This window comes from Microtetraspora sp. NBRC 13810 (assembly GCF_030268685.1).
Taxonomy (GTDB): domain Bacteria; phylum Actinomycetota; class Actinomycetes; order Streptosporangiales; family Streptosporangiaceae; genus BSRQ01.
The window spans coordinates 125,090-151,013 of record NZ_BSRQ01000005.1; the positions used below are offsets into that span (position 1 = coordinate 125,090).

Annotated in this window: 20 protein-coding genes; 11 read left to right on the plus strand and 9 right to left on the minus strand. The window is 73.3% G+C overall.

Annotated features, from left to right (window positions below; genetic code table 11):
* Nucleotides 1–167: 167 nt before the first annotated feature.
* On the plus strand, nt 168–1,502 hold the full coding sequence (phoH2, locus tag QSK26_RS12360) for an RNA 5'-3' helicase PhoH2 (RefSeq protein ID WP_285775485.1): 1,335 nt from the start codon (nt 168–170) through the stop codon (nt 1,500–1,502).
* A gap of 6 nt (nt 1,503–1,508) precedes the next feature.
* On the opposite strand, the gene QSK26_RS12365 is transcribed toward phoH2, so the two are convergent.
* From QSK26_RS12365 to QSK26_RS12375, 3 genes are read right to left on the minus strand one after another with little or no spacing between them, the layout of a single operon-like run.
* Complete coding sequence (locus QSK26_RS12365) at nt 1,509–2,048, minus strand: hypothetical protein (RefSeq protein ID WP_285775214.1); 540 nt, start codon at nt 2,046–2,048, stop codon at nt 1,509–1,511.
* Nucleotides 2,045–3,586 carry a sensor histidine kinase gene (locus QSK26_RS12370; RefSeq protein WP_285775215.1) on the minus strand — a complete coding sequence of 514 codons (1,542 nt, stop codon included), beginning with the start codon at nt 3,584–3,586 and terminating at the stop codon, nt 2,045–2,047. The genes QSK26_RS12365 and QSK26_RS12370 overlap by 4 nt, the downstream gene beginning before the upstream one ends.
* Entirely contained in the window at nt 3,583–4,257 is a 675-nt protein-coding gene (locus QSK26_RS12375) for a response regulator (RefSeq protein ID WP_285775216.1), read from the minus strand. Before QSK26_RS12375 ends, QSK26_RS12370 begins: the two co-directional genes overlap by 4 nt.
* Before the next feature lie 455 nt (nt 4,258–4,712).
* On the opposite strand from QSK26_RS12375, the gene QSK26_RS12380 reads away from it, so the two are divergent.
* Both QSK26_RS12380 and QSK26_RS12385 read left to right on the plus strand, forming a co-directional pair.
* The gene (locus tag QSK26_RS12380) at nt 4,713–5,342 is read left to right on the plus strand and encodes an aggregation-promoting factor C-terminal-like domain-containing protein (protein WP_285775217.1); all 630 of its coding nucleotides are present in this window, start codon (nt 4,713–4,715) and stop codon (nt 5,340–5,342) included.
* A 71-nt stretch (nt 5,343–5,413) separates the two neighbouring features.
* Nucleotides 5,414–7,378 (plus strand): glycosyltransferase family 2 protein, encoded by a 1,965-nt coding sequence (locus QSK26_RS12385; protein ID WP_285775218.1) that lies wholly within the window; start codon nt 5,414–5,416, stop codon nt 7,376–7,378.
* 13 nt (nt 7,379–7,391) lie between these two features.
* Here QSK26_RS12385 and QSK26_RS12390 read toward each other — a convergent pair whose 3' ends face one another.
* Nucleotides 7,392–7,904 (minus strand): MarR family winged helix-turn-helix transcriptional regulator, encoded by a 513-nt coding sequence (locus tag QSK26_RS12390; RefSeq protein ID WP_285775219.1) that lies wholly within the window; start codon nt 7,902–7,904, stop codon nt 7,392–7,394.
* An 84-nt stretch (nt 7,905–7,988) separates the two neighbouring features.
* Between QSK26_RS12390 and QSK26_RS12395 the strand changes: the two genes are divergently transcribed.
* The 4 genes from QSK26_RS12395 (at nt 7,989) to QSK26_RS12410 (ending at nt 13,039) form a co-directional block, all read left to right on the plus strand.
* Nucleotides 7,989–8,555, plus strand: a complete 567-nt coding sequence (locus QSK26_RS12395) for an NADPH-dependent FMN reductase (protein ID WP_285775220.1) — start codon at nt 7,989–7,991, stop codon at nt 8,553–8,555.
* A gap of 226 nt (nt 8,556–8,781) precedes the next feature.
* Nucleotides 8,782–10,272 (plus strand): serine/threonine-protein kinase, encoded by a 1,491-nt coding sequence (locus QSK26_RS12400; RefSeq protein ID WP_285775221.1) that lies wholly within the window; start codon nt 8,782–8,784, stop codon nt 10,270–10,272.
* Nucleotides 10,273–10,274: 2 nt separating this feature from the next.
* Complete coding sequence (locus QSK26_RS12405) at nt 10,275–11,615, plus strand: serine/threonine-protein kinase (RefSeq protein ID WP_285775486.1); 1,341 nt, start codon at nt 10,275–10,277, stop codon at nt 11,613–11,615.
* A 26-nt stretch (nt 11,616–11,641) separates the two neighbouring features.
* A complete protein-coding gene (locus QSK26_RS12410; protein WP_285775222.1) occupies nt 11,642–13,039 on the plus strand; it encodes a hypothetical protein in 1,398 nt (465 codons plus the stop codon).
* A gap of 15 nt (nt 13,040–13,054) precedes the next feature.
* On the opposite strand, the gene QSK26_RS12415 is transcribed toward QSK26_RS12410, so the two are convergent.
* Complete coding sequence (locus QSK26_RS12415) at nt 13,055–14,263, minus strand: MFS transporter (protein WP_285775223.1); 1,209 nt, start codon at nt 14,261–14,263, stop codon at nt 13,055–13,057.
* 81 nt (nt 14,264–14,344) lie between these two features.
* Between QSK26_RS12415 and QSK26_RS12420 the strand changes: the two genes are divergently transcribed.
* Genes QSK26_RS12420 through QSK26_RS12430 form a run of 3 tightly spaced genes read left to right on the plus strand, consistent with a single transcriptional unit; the run spans nt 14,345 to nt 16,635 of the window.
* Entirely contained in the window at nt 14,345–15,376 is a 1,032-nt protein-coding gene (locus QSK26_RS12420) for an ArsR/SmtB family transcription factor (RefSeq protein ID WP_285775224.1), read from the plus strand.
* A 26-nt stretch (nt 15,377–15,402) separates the two neighbouring features.
* Nucleotides 15,403–15,897, plus strand: coding sequence for a SigE family RNA polymerase sigma factor (locus tag QSK26_RS12425; RefSeq protein ID WP_285775225.1), 495 nt, complete (start codon nt 15,403–15,405; stop codon nt 15,895–15,897).
* A 3-nt stretch (nt 15,898–15,900) separates the two neighbouring features.
* Nucleotides 15,901–16,635 (plus strand): hypothetical protein, encoded by a 735-nt coding sequence (locus QSK26_RS12430; RefSeq protein WP_285775226.1) that lies wholly within the window; start codon nt 15,901–15,903, stop codon nt 16,633–16,635.
* 52 nt (nt 16,636–16,687) lie between these two features.
* Here QSK26_RS12430 and QSK26_RS12435 read toward each other — a convergent pair whose 3' ends face one another.
* From QSK26_RS12435 to QSK26_RS12445, 3 genes are all read right to left on the minus strand, one after another.
* Complete coding sequence (locus QSK26_RS12435) at nt 16,688–18,082, minus strand: class II fumarate hydratase (RefSeq protein WP_285775227.1); 1,395 nt, start codon at nt 18,080–18,082, stop codon at nt 16,688–16,690.
* A gap of 370 nt (nt 18,083–18,452) precedes the next feature.
* Entirely contained in the window at nt 18,453–20,903 is a 2,451-nt protein-coding gene (locus tag QSK26_RS12440) for a serine/threonine-protein kinase (protein WP_285775228.1), read from the minus strand.
* Nucleotides 20,904–20,938: 35 nt separating this feature from the next.
* Nucleotides 20,939–22,072, minus strand: a complete 1,134-nt coding sequence (locus tag QSK26_RS12445; protein ID WP_285775229.1) for a serine/threonine-protein kinase — start codon at nt 22,070–22,072, stop codon at nt 20,939–20,941.
* 635 nt (nt 22,073–22,707) lie between these two features.
* Here QSK26_RS12445 and QSK26_RS12450 point away from each other — a divergent pair.
* Nucleotides 22,708–24,360, plus strand: coding sequence for an HAL/PAL/TAL family ammonia-lyase (locus QSK26_RS12450; RefSeq protein WP_285775230.1), 1,653 nt, complete (start codon nt 22,708–22,710; stop codon nt 24,358–24,360).
* A 219-nt stretch (nt 24,361–24,579) separates the two neighbouring features.
* Here QSK26_RS12450 and QSK26_RS41780 read toward each other — a convergent pair whose 3' ends face one another.
* A complete protein-coding gene (locus tag QSK26_RS41780) occupies nt 24,580–25,905 on the minus strand; it encodes a helix-turn-helix transcriptional regulator (protein ID WP_352244319.1) in 1,326 nt (441 codons plus the stop codon).
* Between the last annotated feature and the right edge of the window lie 19 nt (nt 25,906–25,924).

The following is a 25,924-nucleotide window of genomic DNA, read 5'->3' on the forward strand; positions in this document are numbered from 1 at the left end:
ACAGACCGCCTACTCCGGAGAGGGCCCGCCTTTGCACAACCACCTGTTGAGGGGGCCGGCATCCGGCCGTGCCTTCGCCAGGCGGACGCGCGAGCCCGGGTCCGGTCCGTTTCCCACCTCATCTGGCAGGGCGTCCGCTCCAGGCGCCCGGGGGAGAACGCGTGGCAGTGTCGTCGAGTAGCCCATCCTCACGCAAGTCGCCGTCCCGTCGTCGTCCCAAGCGGCGCACCTATGTGCTGGACACCTCGGTCCTGCTTGCCGATCCGGCGGCGATGACCAGGTTCGCCGAGCACGAGGTAGTCGTCCCGATCGTCGTCATCACCGAGCTGGAGGCCAAGCGGCACCACCCTGAGCTGGGGTATTTCGCCCGGAAGGCGCTCCGCTACCTGGACGATCTGCGGATCACACACGGCAGGCTGGACGCGCCCATGCCGATCGGCGAGGGCACCCTGAGGGTGGAGCTCAACCACAGCGACCCATCGATCCTTCCAGTCGGCTTCCGCCTGGGGGACAACGACACCCGCATCCTGACAGTGGCCCGCTCGCTGGCCGCCGAGGGCTGCGACGTGGTGCTCGTGTCCAAGGATCTCCCCATGCGGGTGAAGGCCGCGTCCATCGGCCTGGTCGCCGAGGAATACCTCGCCGAGCTGGTCGCGGAGTCCGGCTGGACGGGTATGGCCGAGCTCCAGGTGACCACCGAAGACGTCGAGACGCTCTTCGAGCACGGCACCGCCGACATGGCCGAGGCCAGGGATCTGCCCTGCCACACCGGCCTGCGGCTGCTCTCCAGCCGCGGCTCCGCCCTCGGCCGGGTGCTGCCCGACAAGTCCGTGCGGCTCGTCCGCGGCGACCGCGAGGTGTTCGGCCTGCACGGCCGCTCCGCCGAGCAGCGCATCGCGCTCGACCTGCTCATGGACCCCGAGGTGGGCATCGTCTCACTGGGCGGCCGGGCCGGCACCGGCAAGTCCGCGCTGGCGCTCTGCGCGGGCCTGGAGGCCGTCCTGGAGCGCCGCCAGCACCGCAAGGTCGTCGTCTTCCGCCCGCTGTACGCCGTCGGCGGCCAGGAGCTGGGATACCTGCCCGGCTCGGAGAACGAGAAGATGGGCCCGTGGGCGCAGGCCGTCTACGACACGCTCAGCGCGGTGACCACGCCCGAGGTGATCGAGGAGGTGCTCGACCGGGGCATGCTGGAGGTGCTCCCGCTCACGCACATCCGCGGCCGGTCGCTGCACGACTCCTTCGTGATCGTCGACGAGGCGCAGTCACTGGAGCGGGGCGTCCTGCTCACCGTGCTGTCCCGGATCGGCGCCAACTCCCGCGTGGTGCTCACCCACGACGTCGCCCAGCGCGACAACCTGCGGGTGGGCCGGCACGACGGCGTGGTGGCGGTGGTCGAGAAGCTCAAGGGCCACCCGCTGTTCGCACACGTCACGCTGACCCGTTCCGAGCGCTCCCCGATCGCCGCCCTGGTGACCGAGATGCTGGAGGACATCACCATCTGACCCGGATCACGGGGGGAGCTGCGTGTCACTGCCGGCGAGGTCGCGGAACTCGCTGCACACGTGGTCCCCCCGGGAGCTGGGAGTGCCGTGCGAGGAGATCTGGGTGACCTGAACGACCCAGATCTCCTTGCTCAGCATCGCCGTACACGTGAGCTGGGCCAGCGCGGCCCTGCTGACCCGGCCGTCGCCGCTGAGGAAGACGTGCAGCCGCAGCCCGATCGGCCGGTCCGGGTCGTTGCGCAGCACCCTGCCGTAGTTCGTGACCTGGGTGTCGGCGTGCCGGAAGCCCTTCAACGCGGAGTTCATGCCGCCGAGGTGCTGGTCGCCGGCCTTGAACAGCGCCTCGATCACGTCGTCCACCGTGCCCGACGCCGTGGACACCCGCTGCGGCTCCAGGCGGCCCTTGCGCAGCAGGTAGACGGTACGGAAGGTCGGCTTGACGCTCACCACCGGGGCCTTGCCGAGGTCCACCACCCCGGTGGGCTGGATGCCGCAGGCCACCGCCGCCGGCAGCAGCAGGAGCAGGACGAGGGCCAGGCGTCTCATCGGCTCGGCAGCCAGACGGTGAAGAGGGTGCCCGGACGCTGCGGCCGTACCGAGATGGTGCCGCCGTGCAGCTGGGCGTTGGCGCGGGCGATGGACAGGCCGAGGCCGCTGCCGTCGCTGCGGGCCCGGCCCGCGCCGCCCTTGAAGAAGCGGTCGAAGACGTGCGGCAGCGCCTCCGGCGCGATCCCCTTGCCGTGGTCGCGCACCTTCACCTCCAGCCCGTTGGCGGTCCCGCGGGCGGTCACCACGACGGGCTGGGCGCCGTGCCGCAGCGCGTTGCCCACCAGGTTGGCCATGATGACGTCGAAACGCCGCGGATCGAGGGAGAACGACAGCCCTTCTGAGACGTTCACCCGCACGGAGTCGCTCCAGCCGCGCACCTCCAGGCAGTCGCAGACCGCGTCGGCGATGCTGACCTGCTCGGTGTTGAGGGTGGCGGTGCCGGCGTCGAAGCGGCTGGCCTCGATGAGGTGCTCGACCAGCACCCGCAGCCGGGAGACCTCGTGCACCACGATCCGGACGGCCTGCGCGGAGTCGTCGGGGAGGTGCTCGGCCTCCTCCAGCAGCATGTCGGTCACGGCCGTCATCGCGGCCAGCGGGGTGCGCAGCTCGTGCGAGACGTCGGCGACGAACCGCCGGGAGATGGCCTCCAGGGAGCGCAGCTCGGTCACGCTCTTCTCCAGCGCCGAGGCGGTCTCGTTGAAGGTGGCGGTGAGCTTGGCCAGCTCGTCCTGGCCGCGGACGGGGAGGCGAGTGTCGAGCTTCCCCGCGCCCAGCGCGCGGGCGGCGGCGCCGAGCCGCCGTACCGGCAGCAGCACCCGCCGGGCGGAGAACAGCGCCACCGACAGCGCGACGAGCAGCGTGATCACGCCCGCCTGGGCCAGCCCGAGGCGCAGGTCGGTGAGGAGCCGTTCCTCCTCCGCGAGCGAGACGAAGACGAAGACCTTCATCCCGGTCGGCTGGATCACGCCGTTGCGCGAGTCGCGCTGCACCTGGGTGCCGATGACCAGCCAGACGTGGCCGCGGATCGACGTCCGCTGCGAGACGATCCGGTGGATGGCCTGGCCGCGCAGCTCGTTGGACAGGTCGGTCGGCCGCATGACGTCGTCGCCGTAGATGGTGCCGTTGTACTCCACGATCACCTGGCGGCCCGGCCCGGCGAGGGACTGCTGGAGCTCGGTGATCTCCTCGTGGGTGGGGGGCAGCTCGCCGGGCCAGAGCGAGCCGATCGGGAAGGGGATCTGTTCCAGTCTGCGGGTCACGTCGGACACGGTCGCCCGTTCGGTACGGCTGACCAGGGCGCTCTTCACGAGCTGGTAGCCGATGCCCGCGACCAGCGCGGAGGCGGTGATCGCCACGAGGGTGAAGGTGACGACGAGCCGTCCTCTGAGCCCGGTGGGGACGCGCCGCACCCCGGCCAGCGCCCGGCGCGCCCACAGCGCGGGCCGCCGTCTCCGGGGGGCGGGCCAGGGCGTCCGCGCGGCGGCCGGCGGAGCCTCGCCCCGCTGACCCGCCGCGGGCTTCAGCGCGGGCTTCACGGTGGGTTGAAGCGGTAGCCGAATCCGCGGACGGTGTGGATGAAGACGGGCTCGGCGGGCACCGGTTCGATCTTGGCGCGGATCCGTTGCACGCACGCGTCGACCAGCCGGGAGTCGCCGACGTGCGAGTGGTCCCAGACGGAGCGGAGCAGGTGGCGGCGGTTGAGCACCTGGCCGGGATGGCGGACCAGCTCCAGCAGCAGCCGCAGCTCGGTCGGGGTGAGGTGGACCTCCCGCCCGTCGAGGGTCACCTTCAGCGCCCCCCGGTCGATCACGAGGTCCCCGAAGGTGATCCGGTCGGAGGAGGCCGACTCGACCCGGCGCAGCACGGCCCTGATCCGCGCGTCCAGCACCCGCGGTTCGACCGGTTTGACGACGTAGTCGTCCGCCCCCGCCTCCAGGCCCACCACCACGTCGAGGTCGTCGCCGCGCGCGGTGAGCAGGATGATGGGGAGCTGGTCGATCTTGCGGACCCGCCGGCACACCTCCACGCCGTCGATGCCGGGGAGCATGACGTCGAGGACCACGATCTCCGGGCGTCTGGCGCGGATGTGGTCGAGCGCCTCTTCGCCGGTGGCGTAGGAGGTGATGGTGTGGCCCTGGCGGGTGAGGGCGAGTTCGAGCCCTGAACGCACCGAGGGGTCGTCTTCGACGAGGAGGATGCCAGCCACCCGGTCATTATCCGCCACGCTGGAAGATGTCCGGTTCTGTCACGGAACAATGACCCACCTCGCGCAGAACGCGGATGAAAGGTCGGCAGGCTGGAACCGGCCTTCCTTTCGCCACGGGGGCGTGAGGGGGAGGCCACCCAGAGATCACCGAACTCGACACCTTGTGACGAATGTCACATTCGTTGGGAAACGCCCTCGCCACCTGGCCGTTAGGTCAATTTTGCGGCAAACAGGGCCCCGCCTCCGATCGACCAACTATCGCGATTCGGTTGCGGAGCACCCCCCTGTTCACGGCAAGCTCATAGGTCGTGAATCCAGGTCCGCAGTTGAGAGAGCGTGAGACGCCGCCGAGGCAGCGTGCCCGCCGTCGCAGCACCGGTCGCCGCTCCTCAGCCGCGGCGGCGCCGCGGTCGTCGAGGCGTCCGAAGAAGAAGAGCCGGTTCACTCCCAAGCGCGTGCTGATCATCGGCGCGGCCCTCATCGTGGTCGTCGGCGGTGGTGGTTTCACCATCCACACCGCCATCCAGAACGCCAACGAGCCACCGCCCGCCGACCCGCTCACCCTGCCCGAACTGGCCAAGATGTTCGGCGGCGGGGACCCGTTCCAGCCCGACCCCGAGGCGGACGCGCTGAAGGCCAAGGCCGCCCAGGCGCTCAAGGAGCGTGCCCTCACCGCCTCCAGGAAGAAGGGCAGGGAAGCGCTCAACCCGATCGTCATCCCCACCCAGGCGCCCGGCGGCAGCGGCTTCAACCCGATCCCCTTCCCCCCGGGCACCACCCCGGACCCGGGCAGCAACAAGGCCCTCGGCCGGCAGATGCTCGCCGCCCGCGGCTGGACCGCCGAGTGGGGCTGCCTGGAGAAGCTGTGGGACAAGGAAAGCAACTGGAACGAGCGGGCCATGAACCGGTACAGCGGCGCGTACGGCATCCCGCAGTCGCTGCCCGGCACCAAGATGGCCAGCGCCGGCTCCGACTGGCAGACGAACCCGGCCACGCAGATCAAATGGGGTCTGAACTACATCGCGGGCCGTTACAAGACACCCTGTGCCGCATGGGCGCACTCCCAGTCCGTGGGATGGTATTAAGAGACCGCGATTACCTCCAGAATCGGCAAGCCTGACCATCCCAAGGCGTAGGGTCGTGCACGCTAAGTCACATGGGTGTCAAGGTCAGCGTAGTCGTGCCCCTGCACAACCCCGGTGATACCGCGGACGTGAGTATCCGCTCGGCGCTGGAGCAGTCACTCCCGCCCGAGGAATACGAAGTGATCTTCGCGGACGACGGTTCGACCGACGGCACCGCCGCCCGGCTGGACACCGTGGCCGCCACCCGGGACAACATGAAGGTGTTCCACCTGGACCGCACCGGCTCCCCGATGCAGGGCAGGAACGTCGGCCTCACCGCGGCCAGGGGCGACTACGTCTACCTCATGGAGCAGGGCGACCGGCTGGAGCGCGACGCCGTGGCCAGGATGTACGACCGGGCCGTCGCGACCGAGGCCGACGTCCTGCTCGGGCGGCTGGTGCAGGACGTGCCGGCCCCGGCGTTCCAGCTCAACAGGGACCGGGCCGACATCCTGCGGGACCGCCTGCTCGGCCAGCTCACGGTGCACAAGCTCTACCGCAGGGCGTTCGTCGAGGAGCAGGGCCTGCGCTTCGCCGAGAACGGCAGCGTGCTGTCGGAGCAGGCGTTCGTGCTGCACGCCTACCTGACGGCCAAGGTGATCGCCATCCTCGCGGACGAGGTGTGCTGCCGGGTCGCCGCCCGGCCGGGCCGCCGGCAGAACTTCGCCACCATCGCCGCCGAGCTGGACGCGCTGCTCGACGTCGTGGACCGGCACACCGTGCCGGGCAGGCTGCGCGAGCGCATCTACGCCCACTGGCTGCGCACCGGCGTGCTGCGCCCCTTCAACAGCCCGCGGTTCCTCTCGGCGTCCCAGGACCGCTCCGTGCTCTACCGCAGCCTGCGCGAGCTGACCGTCGAACGCTTCCCCGAGCGGCTCGACCTCCAGCTCCCCGTGCACCTGCGCGCGGTCGCCGCGCTGCTCCGCGCCGGGCGGCTGGACCAGCTCATCACCCTGGCCGGGCTGTCCAGGGGCACCCGGCTGCACGGCGAGCTGGACGAGGTGCGCTGGGACGGCTCGGTCATGTCGCTGGCCCTGCGCACCGAGCTGGTCGAGTCTGACGGCACGCCGCTGCGCTTCCAGCATGACGAGGGCCGGCTGTTCTGGCGGCCCCCCACGCCGATCGACACCGCCGTGCTGCCGCTCGAATCCACCGACGTGACAGAGGCGGTGGCCCGGACCAGGCTCAGCGTCTACATCAGGCACGCCGAGTCCGGGGTCATGCACCTGCTGCCCACGACCAGCGAGGTCCAGCCGCGGAAGGAGGGCGCGGAGGCGCGCGTCCAGCTCCTCGGCGAGGCCCGCCTCGACGTCGGCACCGCGGCGGCCGGCCGGCCGCTCGTCCCGGGCCTGTGGGAGGTGTACGTGCGCGCCTACGGCGGCGCCTACCAGGGCCGCGCCCGGGTCGGCGGCATCAGCGGCCCGCTCAACTGCGTCGGCGTGGTGGCCGACCATCCGCGCAGGCTCGTCGTGCCCTGCTGGTCCGACCTCGGCGAGCTGGGGGTGTGCGTCGAGCCGAAGTCGTTCGCGGAGTCGATCTCGCTGGTCTCGCCGGGCGCCGCGATCGCCCGCCAGGGCGGCCACGTCTTCGTCGTCGTGCCGGTGCCCTACGTGCCGCCGAGCGGCGGGCCGCCGGTCGAGCTGGTGCTGCGCAACGGCAACCGGGTCGTCACCGTGCCCGCGCTGGCCGAGCCCGGCATCCCGGGCCGGATGGCGGGGCAGCTCGTCGCCAAGGTGACGACGCGCAGGTTCGCCGCCGACGGCTTCCTCAGTCCCGGCGTCTGGTCGCCGTTCCTGCGGGTGGACGGCAGGGAGGTCGGGCTCCGCTTCGGCCTGGAGATGCGGTTCAGCGGCAAGGTCGAGGTACGGCCGGCCGTGGCCGCCGACCCGCCGTTCCGCCTGCCGTCCTCACGGCTGCGCAGGCTCGCCTTCCGGATGCCCGGCGCCACCCAGGCCGCCCGCCTCGCCGACGTGGGCAGGAAGCGGTACCCGCTCTGACCTCCGGCCGCCGTCACTCGCCGATCGGCGGGTCGATGGTGGCGACGTGCACGGAGGTGCCGGGGCCCAGGGACTCCTGGGCGATGCGGAAGAGGACCCGGTTGGAGATCGAGACGAGCGTGTCGATCTCGTCCGGTTCGAGCAGGTCGACGAACAGCCGCCGCACGGTCTCGACGTGGCCGGGGGCGGCGGCCTCGATGGCCCCCTGCCCCTCGGCGGTGAGCCGGACCATGACGCCGCGGGCATCGCTGGGACAGTCCTCCCTGGTGAGGAGCCCGCGTTGCTCCATCCGTCTGAGCTGGTGGGACAGCCTGCTGCGATCCCACCCGGCGACCCTGCCGAGGTCGCGGGCGCGCAGGCAGCGGTCGGGCGCCTCGGAAAGCGGCACGAGCAACTGGTAGTCGGCATTGGACAGGCCCGCCTCGGTGAGCTGCCGGTCCAGCGCCTCGTCCAGGTAGCGCCGCATGTCGTGGAAGGCGCGCCACATGCGTTGTTCCCGACTGCTGAGCCACCGGGTCTCCGTCACGCCCTCGACCCTACCCAATGTTGACGCGTCAACGTTTGCTGGCTAGTTTGTTGTCGCATCAACAAAGTTGGAAGGAAGCCGGTCATGAAGATCGCCATTGTCGTCGGCAGCACCCGCCCGGGGCGCAAGGCCGAGACCATCGCGCGCTGGGTGCGGGACATCGCGGCCAAGCGCGGAGACGCGGAGTACGACATCCTCGACATCGCGGACTACGATCTGCCGCTCTTCGACGAGCCGATGCCCCCGGCGCTCGGCGGCTACACCCTGCCGCACTCGCACAACTGGGCCGCGACGATCGCGTCCTACGACGGGTTCGTCTTCGTCACCCCCGAGTACAACCACGGGCCGTCCGGCGCGCTGAAGAACGCGCTGGACTTCCTCTTCGCCGAGTGGAACCACAAGGCGGCGGCCTTCGTGGGCTACGGCGCCTCCGGCGGGGTCCGGGCGGTCGAGCACCTGCGGCTCGTCCTGGCCAACCTCGCGATCGCCGCGGTGCGCCCGCAGGTCGAGCTCTCGCTGTTCCACGACTTCGCCGAGATGACGACCTTCACGCCGGGCGCCCACCAGGAGGAGGCCGTGACCGGCATGCTGGACGACCTCGTCCGGTGGACCGGCGCGCTGAAGACCGTCCGCGAGTCCGCGGCGGCCTGACCCCGTCGTCACCGACCGGAAATGCGAACCCGCGGGGAATTGTCGGCCGGCTCGGCGTGAAGTTCCTGCTGGCGGGGGGTGTGCCGGACTTACAGGAAAGTCTTCCCCTTTGTGGAACCCGTGGAAAGAGACAGCGGGTTAATCCGCGAAGTCGGCCCGAATTTTGGTATCGCCTCGTCACATCGGGGAGATCGATGACGCCGGAATAACTGTCTATTATTGCGGCATGGTCGATTCGATGGGGGCGAGGCTGGCCTATCGCTACGTTCTCCTTCGTCCACTCGGCTCCGGGGGCATGGGCACCGTGTGGCTGGCCAGGGACGAGATGCTCGACCGTGAGGTCGCGGTCAAGGAGATGCGGGTCCCGGAGGGCGGTGAGCGGGCCGGGGCCGAGCTGGTGGCCAGGGTCATGCGGGAGGCCGAGGTCATGGCCCGGCTGCGGCACCCGGCCATCGTCGCCGTGCACGACGTGCTGGTGGAGGACGGCCGGCCGTGGATCGTCATGGAGCGGCTGCACGGCCGCAACCTCGACGACGAACTGGCCGCGCACGGCCCGCTGCCGCCGATCCGGGCGGCCGGGATCGGGGCGCGCGTCCTGGAGGCGCTGGCCGCCGCGCACGCGCACGACGTCCAGCACCGGGACGTCAAGCCCGGCAACGTCTTCCTGACCAACGACGACCGGGTCGTCCTCACCGACTTCGGCATCGCCCGCTCCGCCGACCAGCCCACCCTCACCCACGGCAGCCAGGTCATCGGGACCCCCGGATTCATCGCCCCCGAGCGCCTGGCCGGTGACCAGGGCGGTCCCGCGGCCGACCTGTGGTCCCTCGGGGCCACGCTGTTCACCGCGCTGGAGGGCGCCCCGCCGTACAGCGGCTCCCCGGCGGACGTGGTCAGGGCGGTCCTCGCCGGTCACCCCCGGTTCCCGCGCTCCGGCGGGCCGCTGGCGGCGCTGGTGCCCTGGCTGATGGCCCGCGACCCGGCGTTACGCCCGGATGCCGGCACCGCGCTGCGGCTGCTGCGCGAGATCGCGGACGGCCGGTCGCCGCACATCACCGCGCCGCAGCCGGCCCGCCGCCGGGCGCGCCGGTGGGTTCCCGTGCTGCTGGCGGCGGGCGCGGTGGCGGCCGCCGCCGCCGTCACGGCCTTCCTGTGGACCAGGGGCGAGCCGGCGCCGGCGGCCAAGCCGGCGTCGCCGGTGTTCACCCGGGCGGTGGACCTGTGCAAGGTGCTCCCCGCCGCGCAGATCACCCGGCTGCTCGGCGGACCGGCCCCCGGGCGGGAGGACGAGGGCGGCTGCCAGTGGGCCGTCACCGGAACCGGGATCGACCTGAGCCCGGTCACCGACTCCGACACCCCCGACCCGTGGTCGCTCACCGAGAAGTCCGCCCGCGAGCTCTACCTCGCCCTGGAGCGGGAGCAGACCTACGGCGTCCGCGAGGCCGACTGGATCTGGTACGAGATCGGCCTCGACAGCAAGCAGCGCATCGTCCGGTCCGTGCCGCGCAGCCTCCCGGACGTCGGCGACGAGGCGTTCTCGTGGAACGTCGCGAACGTCGCGGGCCAGGTGCAGATGATCATGATCACCTTCCGGCTCGGCAACCTGGTGGCCACCATGAGCTACGCGGACCTCGACTCCGCCTCCCCCGACGAGCTGCGCCAGGGGGCCACCGAGGCGGCCAGGTCGGCGGTGGCCTCGCTGCGGAGCCTGGGTTGACCGTGGACCTGCTGTCCGGACGCTACCGGTTGACGACGCCGCTGGGGGAGGGCGGCTTCGGCATGGTCTGGCGGGCCACCGACGAGATGCTGCGGCGGGAGGTCGCGGTCAAGCAGGTGCGGATCCCGCCGGGGCTCAGCGAGCAGCGGCTCGCCGAGTTCACCGCCCGCGCGATCCGGGAGGCCAGGGCCGCCGGACGGCTGAGCCACCCGGCCATCGTCCGGATCCACGACGTGGTCACCCACGACGACCGGCCGTGGATCGTGATGGACTTCGTGCCGGGTGACTCGCTCGACAAGGTGATCCCGCTGTCCAGCCGGCGGGTCGCCCGGATCGGGCTGGCCATCCTGGACGCCCTGTCGGTGGCGCACGCGCACGGGATCCTGCACCGCGACGTCAAACCGGCCAACGTGCTGCTCGACACCGACGGCCGGGCCATGCTCACCGACTTCGGCATCGCGGCGCCGTTCGGCGCGGAGAGCGTGGACGAGCGCAGCCTGGTCGGCTCGCCCGGGTACATCGCGCCCGAGCGCTTCCGGCAGGAGACCGCCGGGCCGCCGTCCGACCTGTGGTCGCTCGGCGCGACCCTCTACACGGCCGTCGAGGGCGAGCCCGCCTTCCAGCGGCAGAGCCCCGAGGCGATCGTCGCGGCCGTGATCCTCCAGGAGCCGCGGCCGATGGAGCGGGCCGCCCCCGAACTGGCCCGGCTGGTCCTGGCCCTGCTCGACAAGGACCCGGACCGGCGGCCCGCGCCCGCCGCCGTGCGGGAGACGCTGACCCGGCTGGCCGAGGGGCCGCGCACCGCCGAGCGTTCCCTGCCGGTCCTCGCCCGCTGGAAGCCGGTGCTCGTCGGGGCGCTGGCCGTGACCCTGGTGGGCGCGGGCGGGGTGGCGGTCTGGCAGGCCGCCTCCGGCGAGGGCGGCGAGGAGGGGCAGCGGTTCGCCGTCGCCCCGGACCCGTGCCAGAGCCTGAGCGAGCGCCAGGTGACGGAGCTGATCGGCGGCGCGGCCGACGCCGAGCCGGTGGCCGGCGGATGCCGGTGGGTGGAGCTGTTCAGCGGCCTGCAGCGCTCGATCGACGTCAGCCTCCGGGTGTCGGCCACCGCCCGGGAGGATTTCGCGGCCCAGCGCGCGGGGCGGCAGATCCGCGACCAGCCGCTGGCCGACGAGGGATACGCGCAGGACACGGCCGGGGCGGGCACGGTCGCGAGCACGGTCAGGTTCCGCCGCGGCAACCTCATCGCCGAGGTCACCGCCGGCCGTACGGGTGACGCGTCGGTGCTGTCCGAGGTGCGCGCGACCGCCGTACGGGCGGCGGGGCTCGTCGACGTCACCCTTGGCTGAAGCCTTCTCTACCTCCGGGAGTCCAGATGACCTACGGGCACGAGACCACCGAACACGGCCCCGCGCCGGGCGGCGGGCGGCGTGGCCCGTCGTGGCTGGTGGTCATCCTGGTCGCGGCCCTGGCGTGGACCGGCGGCAGCGTCGTCACCTACCTCGTGGTGGGGGACGACGAGACGGTGACCACGGCTCCGCCGGCGGCCCCGTCGCCCGCGGCCACCTCCGGGATGAACCTCGACGTGGACGTCTGCGTCCTGCTCGACCCGGAGGAGACCGAGCGCCTGGTCCCGCAGGCCGACATCGACTCCCATACGAACGGCGACCGCAGCACCCTCGCCAGCTACGTCACCGGAACCTGCACCTGGGCCAACCGGGACATCTCCTACAAGGACGTCACGCGGATGCGGGAGGTCAGCCTCACCGTCACCCGGCACGAGGCGATCGGCACCACCACCGCCGCCCGCGCCGCGGTGACCCGCTACAACGGTGCGCTGCGGGAGTACGAGTACGGTGCGAAGAACTCCACCAAGGAGCAGTACTCGTCCAAGGTGACGAGTTTCCCCGGCATCGGCGAGCAGGCGATCGGCCGCTACCAGTGGACCAGGCAGGAGAGCCGGCGAGACGCCTTCGGCCAGGGCGCGGCACGGATCGGGAACATCACGTTCGAGGTGAAGTACCAGGCCGGTCAGCGGCACAAGGAGGCCGAGCTCTTCTCCACGGACACCGTGCAGAACGTCACGGAGGAGAACGCGCTGCGCGAGGTGCGGAACCTGCTCACCCAGGCGGCCGCGTCGATCACCGCCTGGCAGGGGGGCAAGCCGCTGCCGTACGCGGGCAAGGAGCGGCCCATGCCGACCCCGACGCCCACGCCGTCGCCGACCCCGGTGGCCCCGCCCCGGGAGTGCCTCGCGGTGAAGCCGCTGGCCGCGAACCTGGTCCCCGGCGCGGCGGGGCGCGCGGTCGGCAGCCAGGAGGGCGGGGTGCGGGTCACCCAGTGCCAGTGGTGGGACGACAAGCTGCCGGTGAAACCGGGTACCGTCCGCTGGCGCAACCTGCGGATCGAGTCGCGCGCGTTCCCGGACGCGGACTCCGCGCGCTACTTCCTGATCGACCAGCGGGGCGGCCTCAAGTTCAACGCGAACTCCGAGATCGGCGGCATCGCCTGGGGCAAGGTGGAGCGCCCCGGCGGTCTCGGGCAGGACGCCTTCGGCTTCACGATCGAGCAGCGGACCGACACCGCCAAGTTCGGCGGCTACCACCTCTACGTGCTGCACGGGAAGACCGTCGTCTTCTTGATCTACGGCGGCGCCGACCGCCCGGCGGAGACCCCGATCAACGCCGGCAAGGCGACTCTCATGGACGTGCAGGAGGCCAGGAAGGGCGCGATGTCGGTGATGCGCACCGTGGTGGACACCCTCGGCGGCTGACCGGCGCGGCCCGGCTCAGCCGCCGTCCGCGGCCCGCGCCGTGCGGCGCTCCGGATCCGCGGACGGCCGCGGCCGGGGCAGCAGTACGGCCAGCGCCGCGACGGTCAGCAGGCCACCGGCGAGGAACGTGCCGCGTACGTCCACCAGGGGCAGCACCAGGCCGCCGGTCAGGGCGCCCGCGGCGACGCCCACGTTGAAGGCGGCGGAGTTCGCAGCCAGCGCGATCTCCGTCCTGCCCGGCGCGACCCGCAGCACCTGGTTCTGCGTGGCCATGAAGACCGGCCCCACCGAGGCGCCGAGCAGGGCCAGCATGGCGACCGCCACCGCCTGGTCGTCGCCCGCCGCGTACATGCCGAGCAGCGCCACCGCCTGCCCGGCCACCGGGACCGTCAGCGTCGCCCCGGGGAACCGGTCGAGCAGCGGCCCCGCGACGGAGACGCCCGCGACGCCCGCGACGCCGAACACCAGCAGCAGCGCGCTGACCGAGCCGGCCGGGAAACCGCCCACGGAACCGAGGAACGTGACGATGTAGGTGAACCCGGCGAAGGCCCCGGTGACCGACAACGCCGTGGTCGCCAGCACCACCCGGAACCGGCGGATGTCCGGCGCGACCCCGTAGGCGGCGTGGCCCTCCTCGGGGCGGGACGTGGGCAGCAGCACCGCCACGACGACCAGCGACACCACGGCCAGCGCGCCCAGCACCAGGAAGGGCGCCTGCCAGCCGCCGTGCCGGCCCAGCCAGGTGCCGGCCGGGACGCCGAGCACCGAGGCGAGCGAGCCGCCGACCGACAGCACGCCGATGATCCGCCCGCGCAGCCGGGGCGGGAACAGCCCCACCGCGACCGGACCCATGACCGCCCAGAAGAGCGCCTGGGCCGCCGCCGTCGCCACCCGGGCGGCGAGCAGCACCCAGTAGGAGGACACCAGCACCGACGCCAGGCTCGCCAGGACGAGGACGGCCAGCAGCCCGGAGAGCAGGAAGCGGCGCGGTACGCCGCGCGTCACGTGCGCCACGGGCAGGGACAGCGCGGCCACCGTCAGGCCGTAGCCGGTGACCAGGTAGCCCACGGCCGGCAGCGAGACGCCCAGATCGGCGGAGATCAGCGGGAGCAGCCCGATCGGCAGGTTCTCGGTCGTGTTGAAGGTGAACGCGGCCAGCATGAGCGCGACGACCACGGCCGCGCCACGCCAGGCGGGCACGGGGCCGGAGGAGGATGGGGGCACCCGGCAAGCCTGCCCGCCCGGTGAACCGCCCTCTACTCTTTCGGATGGGGACGAATCACTGCCGATCCGATGGAGGGCACGGTGCCGCTGCGGATCCGCTTCGGGGTGGACGACCTGCTGCGCTGCCGGTTCGCCGTGTCGCCGCTCTGCCAGACGCACGAGGCGCTGCGGATGCTGCGCCGTCCCGAGCGGCACGGCTACCACCGGCCGTGGCTGAACCGGATGCGCGAGGTCGTCGCCGGGCTGGACCTCACGCCGATGTGGCTGTTCATGCCGCCGCCCGGCGGCTACACGCCGGACTTCCTCGGCGCGCCGCCGGACACGCCGTCCGCCTCCTTCGAGGACGAGCTGGCACGGATGCGCGCCACCGATCCGGCGATGGCGCGCGCGGAGATGGCCCGCTCGCTCGCGTGCACGCCGGGCGCCGCGGAGTCGCCGCGCGGCCGGGCGGCGCTGGCCGACCCCGCGCGGGCCGTGCGGGAACTGGCCGACCTGACCGAACGCGCCTGGCACGCGCTGCTGGCCCCGGACTGGCCCCGGGTGCGCGCCCTGCTGGAGGCGGACATCGCCCACCGGTCGCGCCTCCTGGCCGAGGGCGGGCTGGAGGCGCTCTTCGCCGACCTGCACCCCGACCTCACGTGGACCGGCCACACCCTCGTCCTGCGCACCCGCCGCGACGTCCCGCCGGCGCAGGAGATGGCCGGCCGGGGCCTGCTGCTGATGCCCAGCGTCTTCGTCTGGCCGGAGGTGATCAGCGGCTTCGCCGCGCCGTGGCAGCCCACCGTGATCTACCCGGTACGCGGCCTGGGCGACCTGTGGCGGCCCGCGGAGGCGCCCGACGCGCTCGTCCGGCTGCTGGGCCGCACCCGGGCCGCCGTCCTCACCTGCCTGGACGGCCCGGCGTCCACGACCGCGCTCGCCCGCCGCCTCGGCCTGGCCCCCTCCTCGGTGTCGGCCCACCTGTCGGTGCTGCGCGACGCCGGGCTGCTGGTCTCCCGCCGGCAGGGCCACCGGGTGCTGTACGAGCGGACGCCGCTCGCCGTCGCGCTGCTGCCCGGGGAATCCGGCCAGGCGTGCAACGAATCGCCGGGGCTCGCGCGTACAGATCGGTGACATTCACCGGACAGTGAGGATCACGCATGCGCGACCGGGCCGACTTCGAGCGCTACGTGCAGCAACGCTCAGCCCGGCTGGTCCGCACCGCGTATCTGCTCTGCCGGGACTGGGCCACCGCCGAGGACCTCGTGCAGACCGCGCTCGCCAAGGCATGGCTGGCCTGGCAGCGCGTGGGCGACAACCCCGACCCCTACGTCTACCGCATCCTCACCAACACGCACGCCTCGTGGTGGCGGCGCAGGTGGCGGGCGGAGGTCCCGGCCCAGTTCATGCCCGACACCGCCGAGGACCCCGGCCTCCCCTACGAGGCCCGCGAAGCCGTACGGCAGGCGATGGCCGCGCTGCCCGCCCGGCAGCGGGCGGTGATCGTGCTGCGGTACTTCGCCGACCTGTCCGACGCCGAGATCGGGCACATCCTCGGCTGTTCCGTGACCACCGTGCGCAGCCAGGCCAGCCGGGCGCTGGCCAGGCTGCGCGTCGATCCGGCGGCCCGTGCCGCCATGAGCGACGGAGGCTGACCCTTGAACGAGACCGAACTGCGGGAGATCCTCGACTCCGAGAGCGACCCGCCCCCCCACGGCGTGACCGTCGACGGTGTACGGCGGCGCGTCCGCTCCATCCGGCTGCGCCGCGCCCGCCTCGCCGGCGGCGTCGTCCTGGCCGGCGCCCTCGCGTTCAACCTTCCCACCCTCGGGGGCTCGACGCAGGACGCCTGGACCACGCTGGCGGGCGGCCCGTCTCCCGCGTCCTCCGCGATCGTAGGCTCGCCGTCTCCCGTCGTAAGCGTCTTCCGGCCCGGCCGCGAGCTGAGCAGGCACTCCTTCGGCACGGCGGGCCGGAAGCAGCGCTTCACCTACGACGCCAAGGGTGAACCCGTCGGCCTCACCATCGACTGCCCCGGCCTCCGCGGGCACTTCATCCTCTGGGCGGACGGCAGGCCGGTCGCCCAGGGGGCCTGCGGCGTGGTGCCCGGCTCCTGGTGGGACCGGCGGGGCGAGCCGCGTACCGGACCCGTCACCTACGACCTGCTCGTCATCCCGGCCGGGCTCGCCGTGCGCCCCCCGACCCCCGACCAGGTGGCGGGGCTCGCCGCCACCGCCCGCCCCTTCCCGGCCAGGGTCGAGGTCACCGTCCGCGCCAACGACTTCGTCCGCTGCACCGGACCCGCGATCGTCATCGTGGACCCGGCCACCGGCAGGCGGGTGCACTCCACGGACTGCCAGGCCGGCTCGCCCTCCCCGGCGCCGGGCGAGTAGCCACGCCTCCCGGCCGGCGCGTACAGGAGCCGTGCCGGCCGGAAGGCGTAGGTCACGCGGTCGGGGGACGGGTCATCGAGAGGACGTCGAGGATGGCGTCCAACTGCTCCTCGGTGAGGGTGCCCTTGGCGACGTGGCCACGGTCCACGACGGTCTGCCGGATGGTCTTGCGCTCGGAGAGGGCCTCCTTGGCGATCTTGGCGGCCTCCTCGTATCCCACGTGCCGGTTGAGCGGGGTCACGATCGACGGCGACGACTCCGCGTACTCCCTGCACCGCTCGGCGTTCGCGGTGATGCCCTGGACGCAGCGGTCGGCGAACAGGCGGGAGACGTTGGCCAGCAACCTGACCGACTCCAGGATGTTCCTGGCGATCACCGGCAGCATGACGTTGAGCTCGAAGCTGCCCGCCGCCCCCGCGAACGCGATCGCCGCGTCGTTGCCGATCACCTGCGCGGACACCATGCACACGGCCTCCGGGATCACCGGGTTGACCTTGCCGGGCATGATCGAGGAGCCGGGCTGGAGGTCGGGCAGGTTGATCTCGGCGAGCCCGGTGCGCGGACCCGAGCCCATCCAGCGCAGGTCGTTGGCGATCTTGTTCAGTGCCACGGCCGTGACCCGGAGCTGGCCGGACAGCTCGACGATCGCGTCCCGCGCGCCCTGGGCCTCGAAGTGGTCCCTGGCCTCGGTGAACGGCAGGCCGGTGACCTCGCGGAGCCCGGCGATCACCCGCTTCGCGAACCCCGGCGGCGTGTTGATCCCGGTGCCGACGGCGGTCCCGCCCAGCGGCAGCTCGGTCACCCGGGTGAGCGCCGACTCCACCCGCGCCACCGCGTTGTCGATCTGCGTGGCGTAACCCGCGAACTCCTGCCCCAGGGTCACCGGCGTCGCGTCCATCAGATGGGTGCGCCCCGCCTTGACCACGTCGGCGAACTCGATCGACTTGGCCCGCAGCGCCGTCGCCAGGTGCCCCAGCGACGGCAGCAGGTGGAAGACGGTCTCGGCCGTCGCGGCGACGTGGATCGAGGTGGGGAACACGTCGTTGGACGACTGGGAGGCGTTGACGTGGTCGTTCGGATGGACGGGACGGCCGAGCCGGTCCTCCGCGAGGGTGGCGATCACCTCGTTGGCGTTCATGTTCGAGGAGGTGCCCGAGCCCGTCTGGAACACGTCGATGGGGAACTCGGCGTCCCACGTGTTCTCCGCCACGTCCGTGGCCGACTGCGCGATGGCCTCGGCCATGTCCGCGTCGATGACGCCGAGCTCGCCGTTGACCTCGGCGGCGACCGCCTTGATCAGCCCGAGCGCCGCGATGTGCGCCGGCTCCAGGCCCCGGCCGGACACGGGGAAGTTCTCCACGGCCCGCTGCGTCTGCGCCCGCCACTTGGCCACGGCCGGCACGTGCACCTCACCCATCGAGTCGTGCTCGATCCGAAACTCGCTCATGCCCCCAGTCTGCACATCCCCCCACCCATCGCCACGCTCCCACCCAACGCTCTCAACGAACACACCGGCCACATACGTCGCAGGGGTCGTTGCGAACGCTCGCGCGGGTTCGGTACTGGCGTGGCGATGTGGGCGGTACGGCGCATTTCGTACTGGTCTGGTGTTTGGGCGGTGGAGGTGTTCTGCGCAGGGATGCGCCTCCGGGGTGGTGCGGTCCTTCGGCGCGTCCGGGGGGTGGTGCGGTCCTTCGGCGCTTCCGAGGGTGGTGCGGTCCTTCGGTACGAGCCGGTGTGGGGTGGCCCTCCCGCGCCGGTGCAGGGGGTCTGCGGGTGCGGGAGGGTCTCCGAGGGCGAAGGGGATGGGGGTGGGCTCAGGTGAGGGTGGAGATGATGAGGATGGCGATGACGGCGAAGGCGATGATCGCCAGGCCGATCATGATCAGTCTGCCCGCGCGGCTGCCCTGGTCGGCCTTCGCGCGGGGCGGGGGCGGGCCGGCGATGGCGAACAGGTCCGTGCCGAGGCCGCGGGCCTTGTCGTCCGCGACGTCGGGCAGCTCGAAGCCGGGGGCGGTGCCGAGCCCGGCCGGTTGCCCGGGACCCGGCCCGCCGGAGCGTGGCGCGCCGGCGACCGGGATGCCGGGGTAGGAGGTGCTCTGCCCCTGGGGAGCCGGGAAGGGGATACCGCCCATGCCCTCCTGGTAGGAGGCGCCGGGCCGTCCGCCCGGCCCGCCGGTCATCGGCAGTCCAGGCCCGCCGTGCGCGGCCTCCGGACCGCTCGAAGCCCCATGCGGTCCGCCGGGACCGTACCCCTGCGCCCCACCTCGTCCACCGGGTCCGCCGGGTCCACCTGCCCCACCGGGTCCACCAGGGCTGCCGGGGCCACCTGCCCCACCCTGTGCACCAGGGCCGCCGGGGCCACCTGGTCCGCCGGGCCCTTGGGGGCCTCTGCGGCCCTGAGGTCCGCCCTGGCCGGGACGGGGGCCCGCCGGGGAGCCGGGAGGCCGCCCGCCGGGGCCGCCCGCCTGTGCCCCTGGCGCGCCGGGACCGGCCACATGTGAGCCCGGGGCGCCGGGGCCGGTCGGGGAGCCGGGGCCGGTCGCCGGGGAGCCGGGCGGCGGGGCGCCGGTGGGGCCGGAGCGGGCGCCGCCGTACGGGGCGGCGCCGGAGCGGGTGCGGTACTGGGCGGTCGGGGGAGCGGGACGGCCGGCACCGGGCGGCATGCTGCCGTCGTCGCCCATGGCCCCGCCGGGCGCGCCCTGCGCCGGCCGGCCGGAGGCGCCGCCGGGACGTACCCCGGGGCCGCCGGGTGGCACGGGGCCGCCGGGTGGCACGGGGTGCGCCATGGAGCCGTCCTGCGGCCCGCCACCGGCCCTGCCGCCGCCACCTGCCGCCCTGCCACCCGCACCACCGGCTCCGCCGCCGGAACCCTGAGCCCCGGCCCTGCCGCCGGAACCCTGGGAACCGGCCCCGCCATCGGGACCTTGAGCTCCGGCCCTGCCACCGGGACCCTGCGCTCCGGTGCCACCGGGACCCTGGGCTCCGGCCCTGTTGCCGGGACCCTGGGCCCCTGGCCCGCCGCCACCTGGGACCTCGGACCGTCCGGCGGGTCCCTCCGGGCCGCCGAAGGCCCCGGCGGAGCCCCGGGCACCGCCGAAGGCCCCCGCACCGCCGGGGGAGTCGTCGTACCCGCCCGCGCCGCCACCAGGCCCGCCGAAGGCCCCCGCGCCGCCCGCGGGGTCGTCGTACGCGCCCGCGCCTCCGGGGCCGCCGAAGGCGCCGGCGGGGCGGCCGGCGGCGGGCGGGCGGCGGGCGAAGGCGCCCTGGCCGCCGGCGGGCGGGCCGCCGGGCTTGAAGCCGCCGGCGGGACGGGAGATCGTGATGGTCCTGTTGGGGTCGTAGTCGTCGGGCGGAGCGGCCGGGTGGCGGGCCGGTCCCCCCGGGTGGGAGCCCGGGTGGGAGCCGTGCTGGCCGGGGGTGTCGAGGTCGACGGGCTCGGAGGTCGGGGTGTCGGCGACCGCGCGGAGCATGGACGCGGCCTTGGCGGGCGACAGCCGTACCGTGTGGTCCTTTTCGAGCATGGCTTCCAGCAGCGGGCGCAGCGGGCCCGCCTGGGTGGGCGGGTCGGCGTTCTCGGTCATCAGGGCGGCGAGGGTTTCCGCGACGGTGCCGCGCTCGTAGGCGGGGCGGCCCTCGACGGCGAAGTAGAGGGTGGCGCCGAGCGACCACAGGTCGGACTCGGGGCCGGTGTGCTCGCCACGGGCCCGCTCGGGGGCCGTGTAGCCGGGGGAGCCGATGACCATGCCGGTCTTGGTGAGGTTGGCGTCGCCGACGGCCTTGGCGATGCCGAAGTCGGTGAGCACGACGCGGCCGGTCTCGGTGAGCAGGACGTTGCCCGGTTTCACGTCACGGTGCAGGATGCCCTGCGTGTGGGCGGCCCGCAGCGCGCCCAGCAGGTCCACGCCGATCTCGGCGACCAGGCGCGGCGGCAGCGGCCCCTCCTCGTCGATGACCTGCTCCAGCGAGCGTCCTTCGACGAGCTCCATGATGATCCACGGCCGGCCGCCGTCCAGGATGGCGTCGTAGACCGTGGCGACCGAGGGATGGTTGATCCGCGCCGCGGTGCGTCCCTCGCGGAGCATGCGTTCGCGCAGCTCGGCACGTTGTTCCTCGCTCAGCCCCGGCTGCTGGCGGATCTCCTTGACCGCGACCTCGCGACCCAGGGAACGATCATGCGCGCGCCAGACTGTCCCCATGGTGCCGCGACCGATGGAGGTGATCAACTCGTAGCGATCGGCGAGAAGGCGCGTCTGCGGTTCCGGCATGTATAGAAGATAGCGACCCCTGGTTAAGAACCGCTTTAGCCTCGCCTGCGAAGTTCTCTCGGCCAGAAGCGACGTGGCAGGACAATTCGGATGAACGTCGCCATCGACTGGGCGAGCGGCTTCGTGCCCGGCCGGGGCTCGGCCGGTTTGCGGTGCAGCCCTTCGACCCGAGGGGCGCGCGGAGGCATCGCCGGGGACGACTGCCCCGACGCTGACATCGGCCGCTCGGGCGAGGGACGCGACTCGGCGCGGTGCGTCCCGCGATGGGCCGGCCGGCGGGTGAGCCCCGGCGGCTGCGGCGCGGTCCGCACGGCCTTGCGCGCGGCCTGGCCGAGCGGCTCCTCGGCGGAACCGCCGGCCGCCACCCGGGCCAGCATCAGCGAGGCCCTGGCCGCGTCGAGCCGGATCTCCGGGTCGATGCGCAGCAGGCCGCGCAGGATCGGCGCGAGCGGCCCCGCCCGCTCCATCGGGATCGGCTCACCGCTGGTCAGCGCGGCCAGCGCGGCGGCAGCCGTACGGCGGCCGTGCAGGCCCTTGCCCTCGACGGTGGTGTAGAGCGTCGCGCCGAGCGACCACAGGTCGGCGGCGGGACTCGCCTTGGCGCCGAGCACCCGCTCGGGCGCGATGTAGCCGGCCGAGCCGAGCACGATGCCCGCCTGGGTGATCGAGGCGTCGCCTTCCAGCGCGGCCAGCCCGAAGTCGGTCAGCACGGCGCGGTCCTCGGTGACCAGCACGTTGCTCGGCTTGACGTCGCGGTGCAGGATGCCCTTGGCGTGCACGGCGCGCAGCGCGCCCAGCACCTGGCGGCCGATCTCGGCGGCCTTGCGCGGCGGCAGCGGCCCGCGCTCCCTGATCAGCTGCTCCAGCGACCGCGCCTCCAGCAGCTCCATCACGATCCACGGGCGGTCGTCCTCGGTGACGACGTCGAAGACGGTGATCACGGAGGGGTGGGCGACCATGGCGGTGGCCCGGCCCTCGCGCTCGGTCCTGGCGCACAGCTCGGCGCGGAGCTCCTCGTCGAGGACGAGGGGGAGCCGGACCTCCTTGACCGCCACATCGCGATCAAGAAGCTCATCCCGCGCTCGCCAAACGGTGCCCATGCCGCCGCGTCCGACCGGCTCCGCAAGCCGGTAGCGCGCGGCAAGAAGGTATCCCGAGGGCGCACGCATGAGTGGCAGCTTACCGATTTGCGTAATGCGACCTGTAGAGACAGGCCCGATTATTTGTTGAGATCTTCGGTCAGGCGGTGTGACTTGCGGCGTCAGCGAATGGCCCGCCCGAGTCCGCCCGGCTCGCCGCACCCCGTGCGATTCCTGATATCGCAGGTCACAGGGGTGATCGTAGGCAACAGGCGGGGAGTGGGGGGCATGTGGGCGCTCTGTGGCTTGTCCCGGCGTGTCGCCGGGGCCGGGGGCGTGTCGCGGGACGGCTTCCCCGCCCGCTGAGCTGCTGCCGGTGTCACCCGGCTCACTGCCGGGGGGTGCGGGCGCCCGTGACGCGGTGCGCTCCGGTACGCGCGGGCGGCCGGGAGGGTGCGCATGCCAAACCCGTCGAAGACGGTGGGGAATAGCTCTTTACGGCGGAGCCGGAATTCAGGCCGCGCGGCCTCGGCTATATCGGTGTCTGTAGATGAAGTTTCAATTTCTTGTCATCGGGTACAGAGGCGTGTCCCCTGTCAACAGAGCACGTCAGAGGGCAGACGGCGGCCAATCGGTGGAAACCTTGCTCACCGCCGGGTATGGAATCGGTCAGCCGCGCGAGCGCCGGGCGGGAGGCGTATGCGTTGACGTCTTAGCCTCCGCGTGTGGATGTGACCATCACGCCCGTGTCGGACCACCCGGAACCCGTCGATGACGTCATCCTCATCGACGGCCACCTTCTGCGGCTCACCGATGTCTGGCGGGTCGCCACCAGGGAGGACGCGCCCGCCGTACGGCTGGCCGCCGACGCGCGGGACCGGATGCGCGGGTCGGTGCGCACCCGCCGCGACCTCACCGCCGGCGGCCCGGCGCCCGGCGAGCCCGGCGGCGGCGCGGACCGGCAGGGCCGGGCGGCGGCCCTCCAGCGCAACGTGGTCCGCTTCCTGCGCGTCGGCACCGGCTCCCCGGCCCCCGACGACGTCGTCCGCGCGACCCTGCTGATCCGCGCCAACTCCGCCGCGCGCGGCAACTCCGGCATCCGCGAGGAACCGGTCGAGCGGTTGCTCGACCTGCTGGCGCACGACATCCTGCCGCTCATCCCCGAACGCGGCTCCGTCGGCGCGGGCGGCGACCTCGCGCCGCTGGCGTACGTGGCCGCCGCCGTGCTCGGCGAGGGGGAGGTACGCCACCGCGGGCACGAGATGCCGGCCGCGCGGGCGCTCGCCGCCTGCGAGCTTGACCCCCTGGAGCTGGAGGCCAGGGAGGGCCCCGCGCTGGTCAACGGCACCGCCTTCATGGCCGCCTACGCCGTGCTGGCCGCGGTGGAGGCGGCCGAGCTGGCCTTCGCCGCCGAACTGTGCACCGCGCTCACCACCGAGGTACGGCTCGGCTGCGCGGCGCAGTTCCACCCCTTCCCGCACGAGCACAAGCCGCATCCCGGGCAGTGCGACAGCGCGGCCCGGATCAGGGACCTGCTGCACCGGTCACCGGCGGGCGGCCCCGAGGGCGGGCGGACGCCGGACCCGCACTCGGTGCGGTGCGCCCCGCACGTGGTCGGCATGCTGCGCGACACCCTCGCCTGGACCGGCCAGTGGCTCACCACCGAGATCAACTCCTCCAACGACGACCCGCTCCTCGACCCCGAGCAGCCGGTCGCGCACAGCGGCGGCAACTTCTACGGCGGGCACATCGCGCAGGCCGCCTCGGCGCTGACCTCGGCCGCCGCCGCCACCGCCGACCTGCTGGACCGGCAGCTCCAGCTCGTCCTGGACGAGAAGCACAGCAGGGGCCTGCCGGCGGACCTGGTCCCGAGGATGCCGGAGGGGCACCCGGCCGCCGGGCTGCACCACGGCTTCGGGGGCGCGCGGATCGCCGCGTCCGCCCTGGTCGCGGAGGCGCTGCACCTGACGCTGCCCGCCGCGTCCTTCTCCCGGTCCGGCGCGGCGGACGACCAGGGGAAGGTCAGCATGGGCACGATCGCCGCCAGGCACGCGCGCGGCGCGGTCCGGCTGGCCACCGACGTCGCCGCCATCCACCTCATGGCCCTGTGCCAGGCCGCCGACCTGCGCGGCCCCTCCTGCCTCGGCCCCGCCACCCGGACCGCGCACGCCTTCGTCCGCGCACACGCCCGCCTGTTGGACGAGGACCGCCCCCTGGACGCCGACATCGAACACCTGGCCCACCTCATCCGCACCGGCACCCTCCGCCACGCCACCACATCCCCCACGACGTCCCCGTCCCCGACCACGTCCCCGACCACGTCCCCGACCACGTCCCCGACCACGTCCCCCTCCCCGTCCCCCACCGACCGCGGCTGACCGGGGGACCGCGTCCGGCGGCGTCATGCGCGGGTCTAGGGGGCGGTGGCGCGAGCGCCACGGCGCCGACTCCCCCGCCGACGCGGTGCCCGGCCGTTAGTGGCGTCTGGTCGTCAGTGGTGCTCGGTCGTCCGTGGTGGCTGGTCGTCAGCGGTGTCGGCCGACAGCGGTGGCTGGCGGGCAGAGGTGCCCGGCCGTAGAGGTGCCCGGTGGGCGGGGTCACGAGCCGGGGTGGACCATGCCTGTCTCGTAGGCGTGGATGACCGCCTGGGTGCGGTCGCGCAGGCCGAGTTTGGCCAGCAGGCGGGCGACGTGCGTCTTCACCGTGTGTTCGCTGACGGTCAGCGCCGTGGCGATCTCCGCGTTGGACAGTCCCCGCGCGATCAGGGTGAGGACCTCTGTTTCGCGCGGCGTCAGCGCCTCCTCCGGCGCGCCGGGGGTCCACGGCCGGGCGGGCCGCGCGGAACGCCGACCCGCCTTCGCGAACTCCGCGATGAGCCGCCGGGTCACCGTGGGCGCGAGCAGCGCGTTGCCCTCGGCGACCGTGCGGACCGCGGCGACGAGGTCGGCCGTCCTGATGCCTTTGTCGGTGATTTGTAGGGAGAGGGCGGTTGGGCGGTAGGCGAGTTCGACGCGGGCGCGGGCGCCGGGGGCGTGCGTCCGGATGTTGGTCAGGGCCTCCTGGACGATGCGGTAGGCGGACAGGTCCACGGTCGGCGGTAGCGGGCGGGGCGGGCCCGTGACCACGACCTCGACCTGCCCCGCGTGCCCCTCGATCAGCTCAGGGAGCAGGGCGAGGCCGGGCTGGGGCCGGGTCTCGGGGGCGTCGGGCAGGCCGGAGCGCAGCACGCCGAGCAGACCGCGCATCTCGGTCAGCGTCTGCCTGGCGATGTCGGCGACTTCGGTGAACTCCCTGGCGACGCGCTCGTCGAACTCGCCCAGCGTGTAGGGGGCGGTCTCGGCCCGTACCGCGATCGTGGAGCTGGAGTGGGCCACGATGTCGTGCATCTCCCGTGCGATGCGCGCCCGCTCGGCCAGCGCGGCCTGCTCGCGCTGGGCGGCGACGATCTGCTCCAGGCTGTCGCGGCGGATCCGCGCCACCTCCCGGCGGCTGCGCTGGAAGTCGGCCAGCGCCCCGGCGGCGGCCAGCGCGAGGGCGTAGACGAGCGTCTCCCGGCGCGTCCCGCCGAGCGTCCGGTCGAAGAGCACGACCCCGGTGGCGGCGGCCCCGGTGAGCAGCCAGGCGGGCGCCCGGCCCAGCTCGCGCAGCACCGTGTGGAACGACAGCAGCCCCGAGGCCAGCACCGTGTACGGCAGCGCGAACGGGGCGAGCCCCACGGCGAGGAAGCCGCACGCGCCGAGCAGGGTGAGCCCGGCGGACGCCCACGGGAGGGTACGGCGCAGCGCGTGCGGCAGGGTGGCGAGCACCGCCAGGGCCGCCCAGGTCAGCCCGTGCCCGCGCAGATGGCACTCGGCGACGGCCGCCCCGGCCAGGGCGACCGCCACCACGGTGTCCTCGGCGAACCGGCCGCGCGGGAGTCCCATCAGACCTTCGAGTGAACCC

Coding starts and splice junctions, on each gene's coding strand:
- QSK26_RS12445 (WP_285775229.1), bottom strand. CDS start 22,072: ATGCGTGCGCCCTCGGGATACCTTCTTGCCGCGCGCTACCGGCTTGCG.
- QSK26_RS12395 (WP_285775220.1), top strand. CDS start 7,989: ATGAAGATCGCCATTGTCGTCGGCAGCACCCGCCCGGGGCGCAAGGCC.
- QSK26_RS12400 (WP_285775221.1), top strand. CDS start 8,782: ATGGTCGATTCGATGGGGGCGAGGCTGGCCTATCGCTACGTTCTCCTT.
- QSK26_RS12385 (WP_285775218.1), top strand. CDS start 5,414: ATGGGTGTCAAGGTCAGCGTAGTCGTGCCCCTGCACAACCCCGGTGAT.
- QSK26_RS12435 (WP_285775227.1), bottom strand. CDS start 18,082: ATGAGCGAGTTTCGGATCGAGCACGACTCGATGGGTGAGGTGCACGTG.
- QSK26_RS12440 (WP_285775228.1), bottom strand. CDS start 20,903: ATGCCGGAACCGCAGACGCGCCTTCTCGCCGATCGCTACGAGTTGATC.
- QSK26_RS12410 (WP_285775222.1), top strand. CDS start 11,642: ATGACCTACGGGCACGAGACCACCGAACACGGCCCCGCGCCGGGCGGC.
- QSK26_RS12425 (WP_285775225.1), top strand. CDS start 15,403: ATGCGCGACCGGGCCGACTTCGAGCGCTACGTGCAGCAACGCTCAGCC.
- QSK26_RS41780 (WP_352244319.1), bottom strand. CDS start 25,905: ATGGGACTCCCGCGCGGCCGGTTCGCCGAGGACACCGTGGTGGCGGTC.
- QSK26_RS12365 (WP_285775214.1), bottom strand. CDS start 2,048: ATGAGACGCCTGGCCCTCGTCCTGCTCCTGCTGCTGCCGGCGGCGGTG.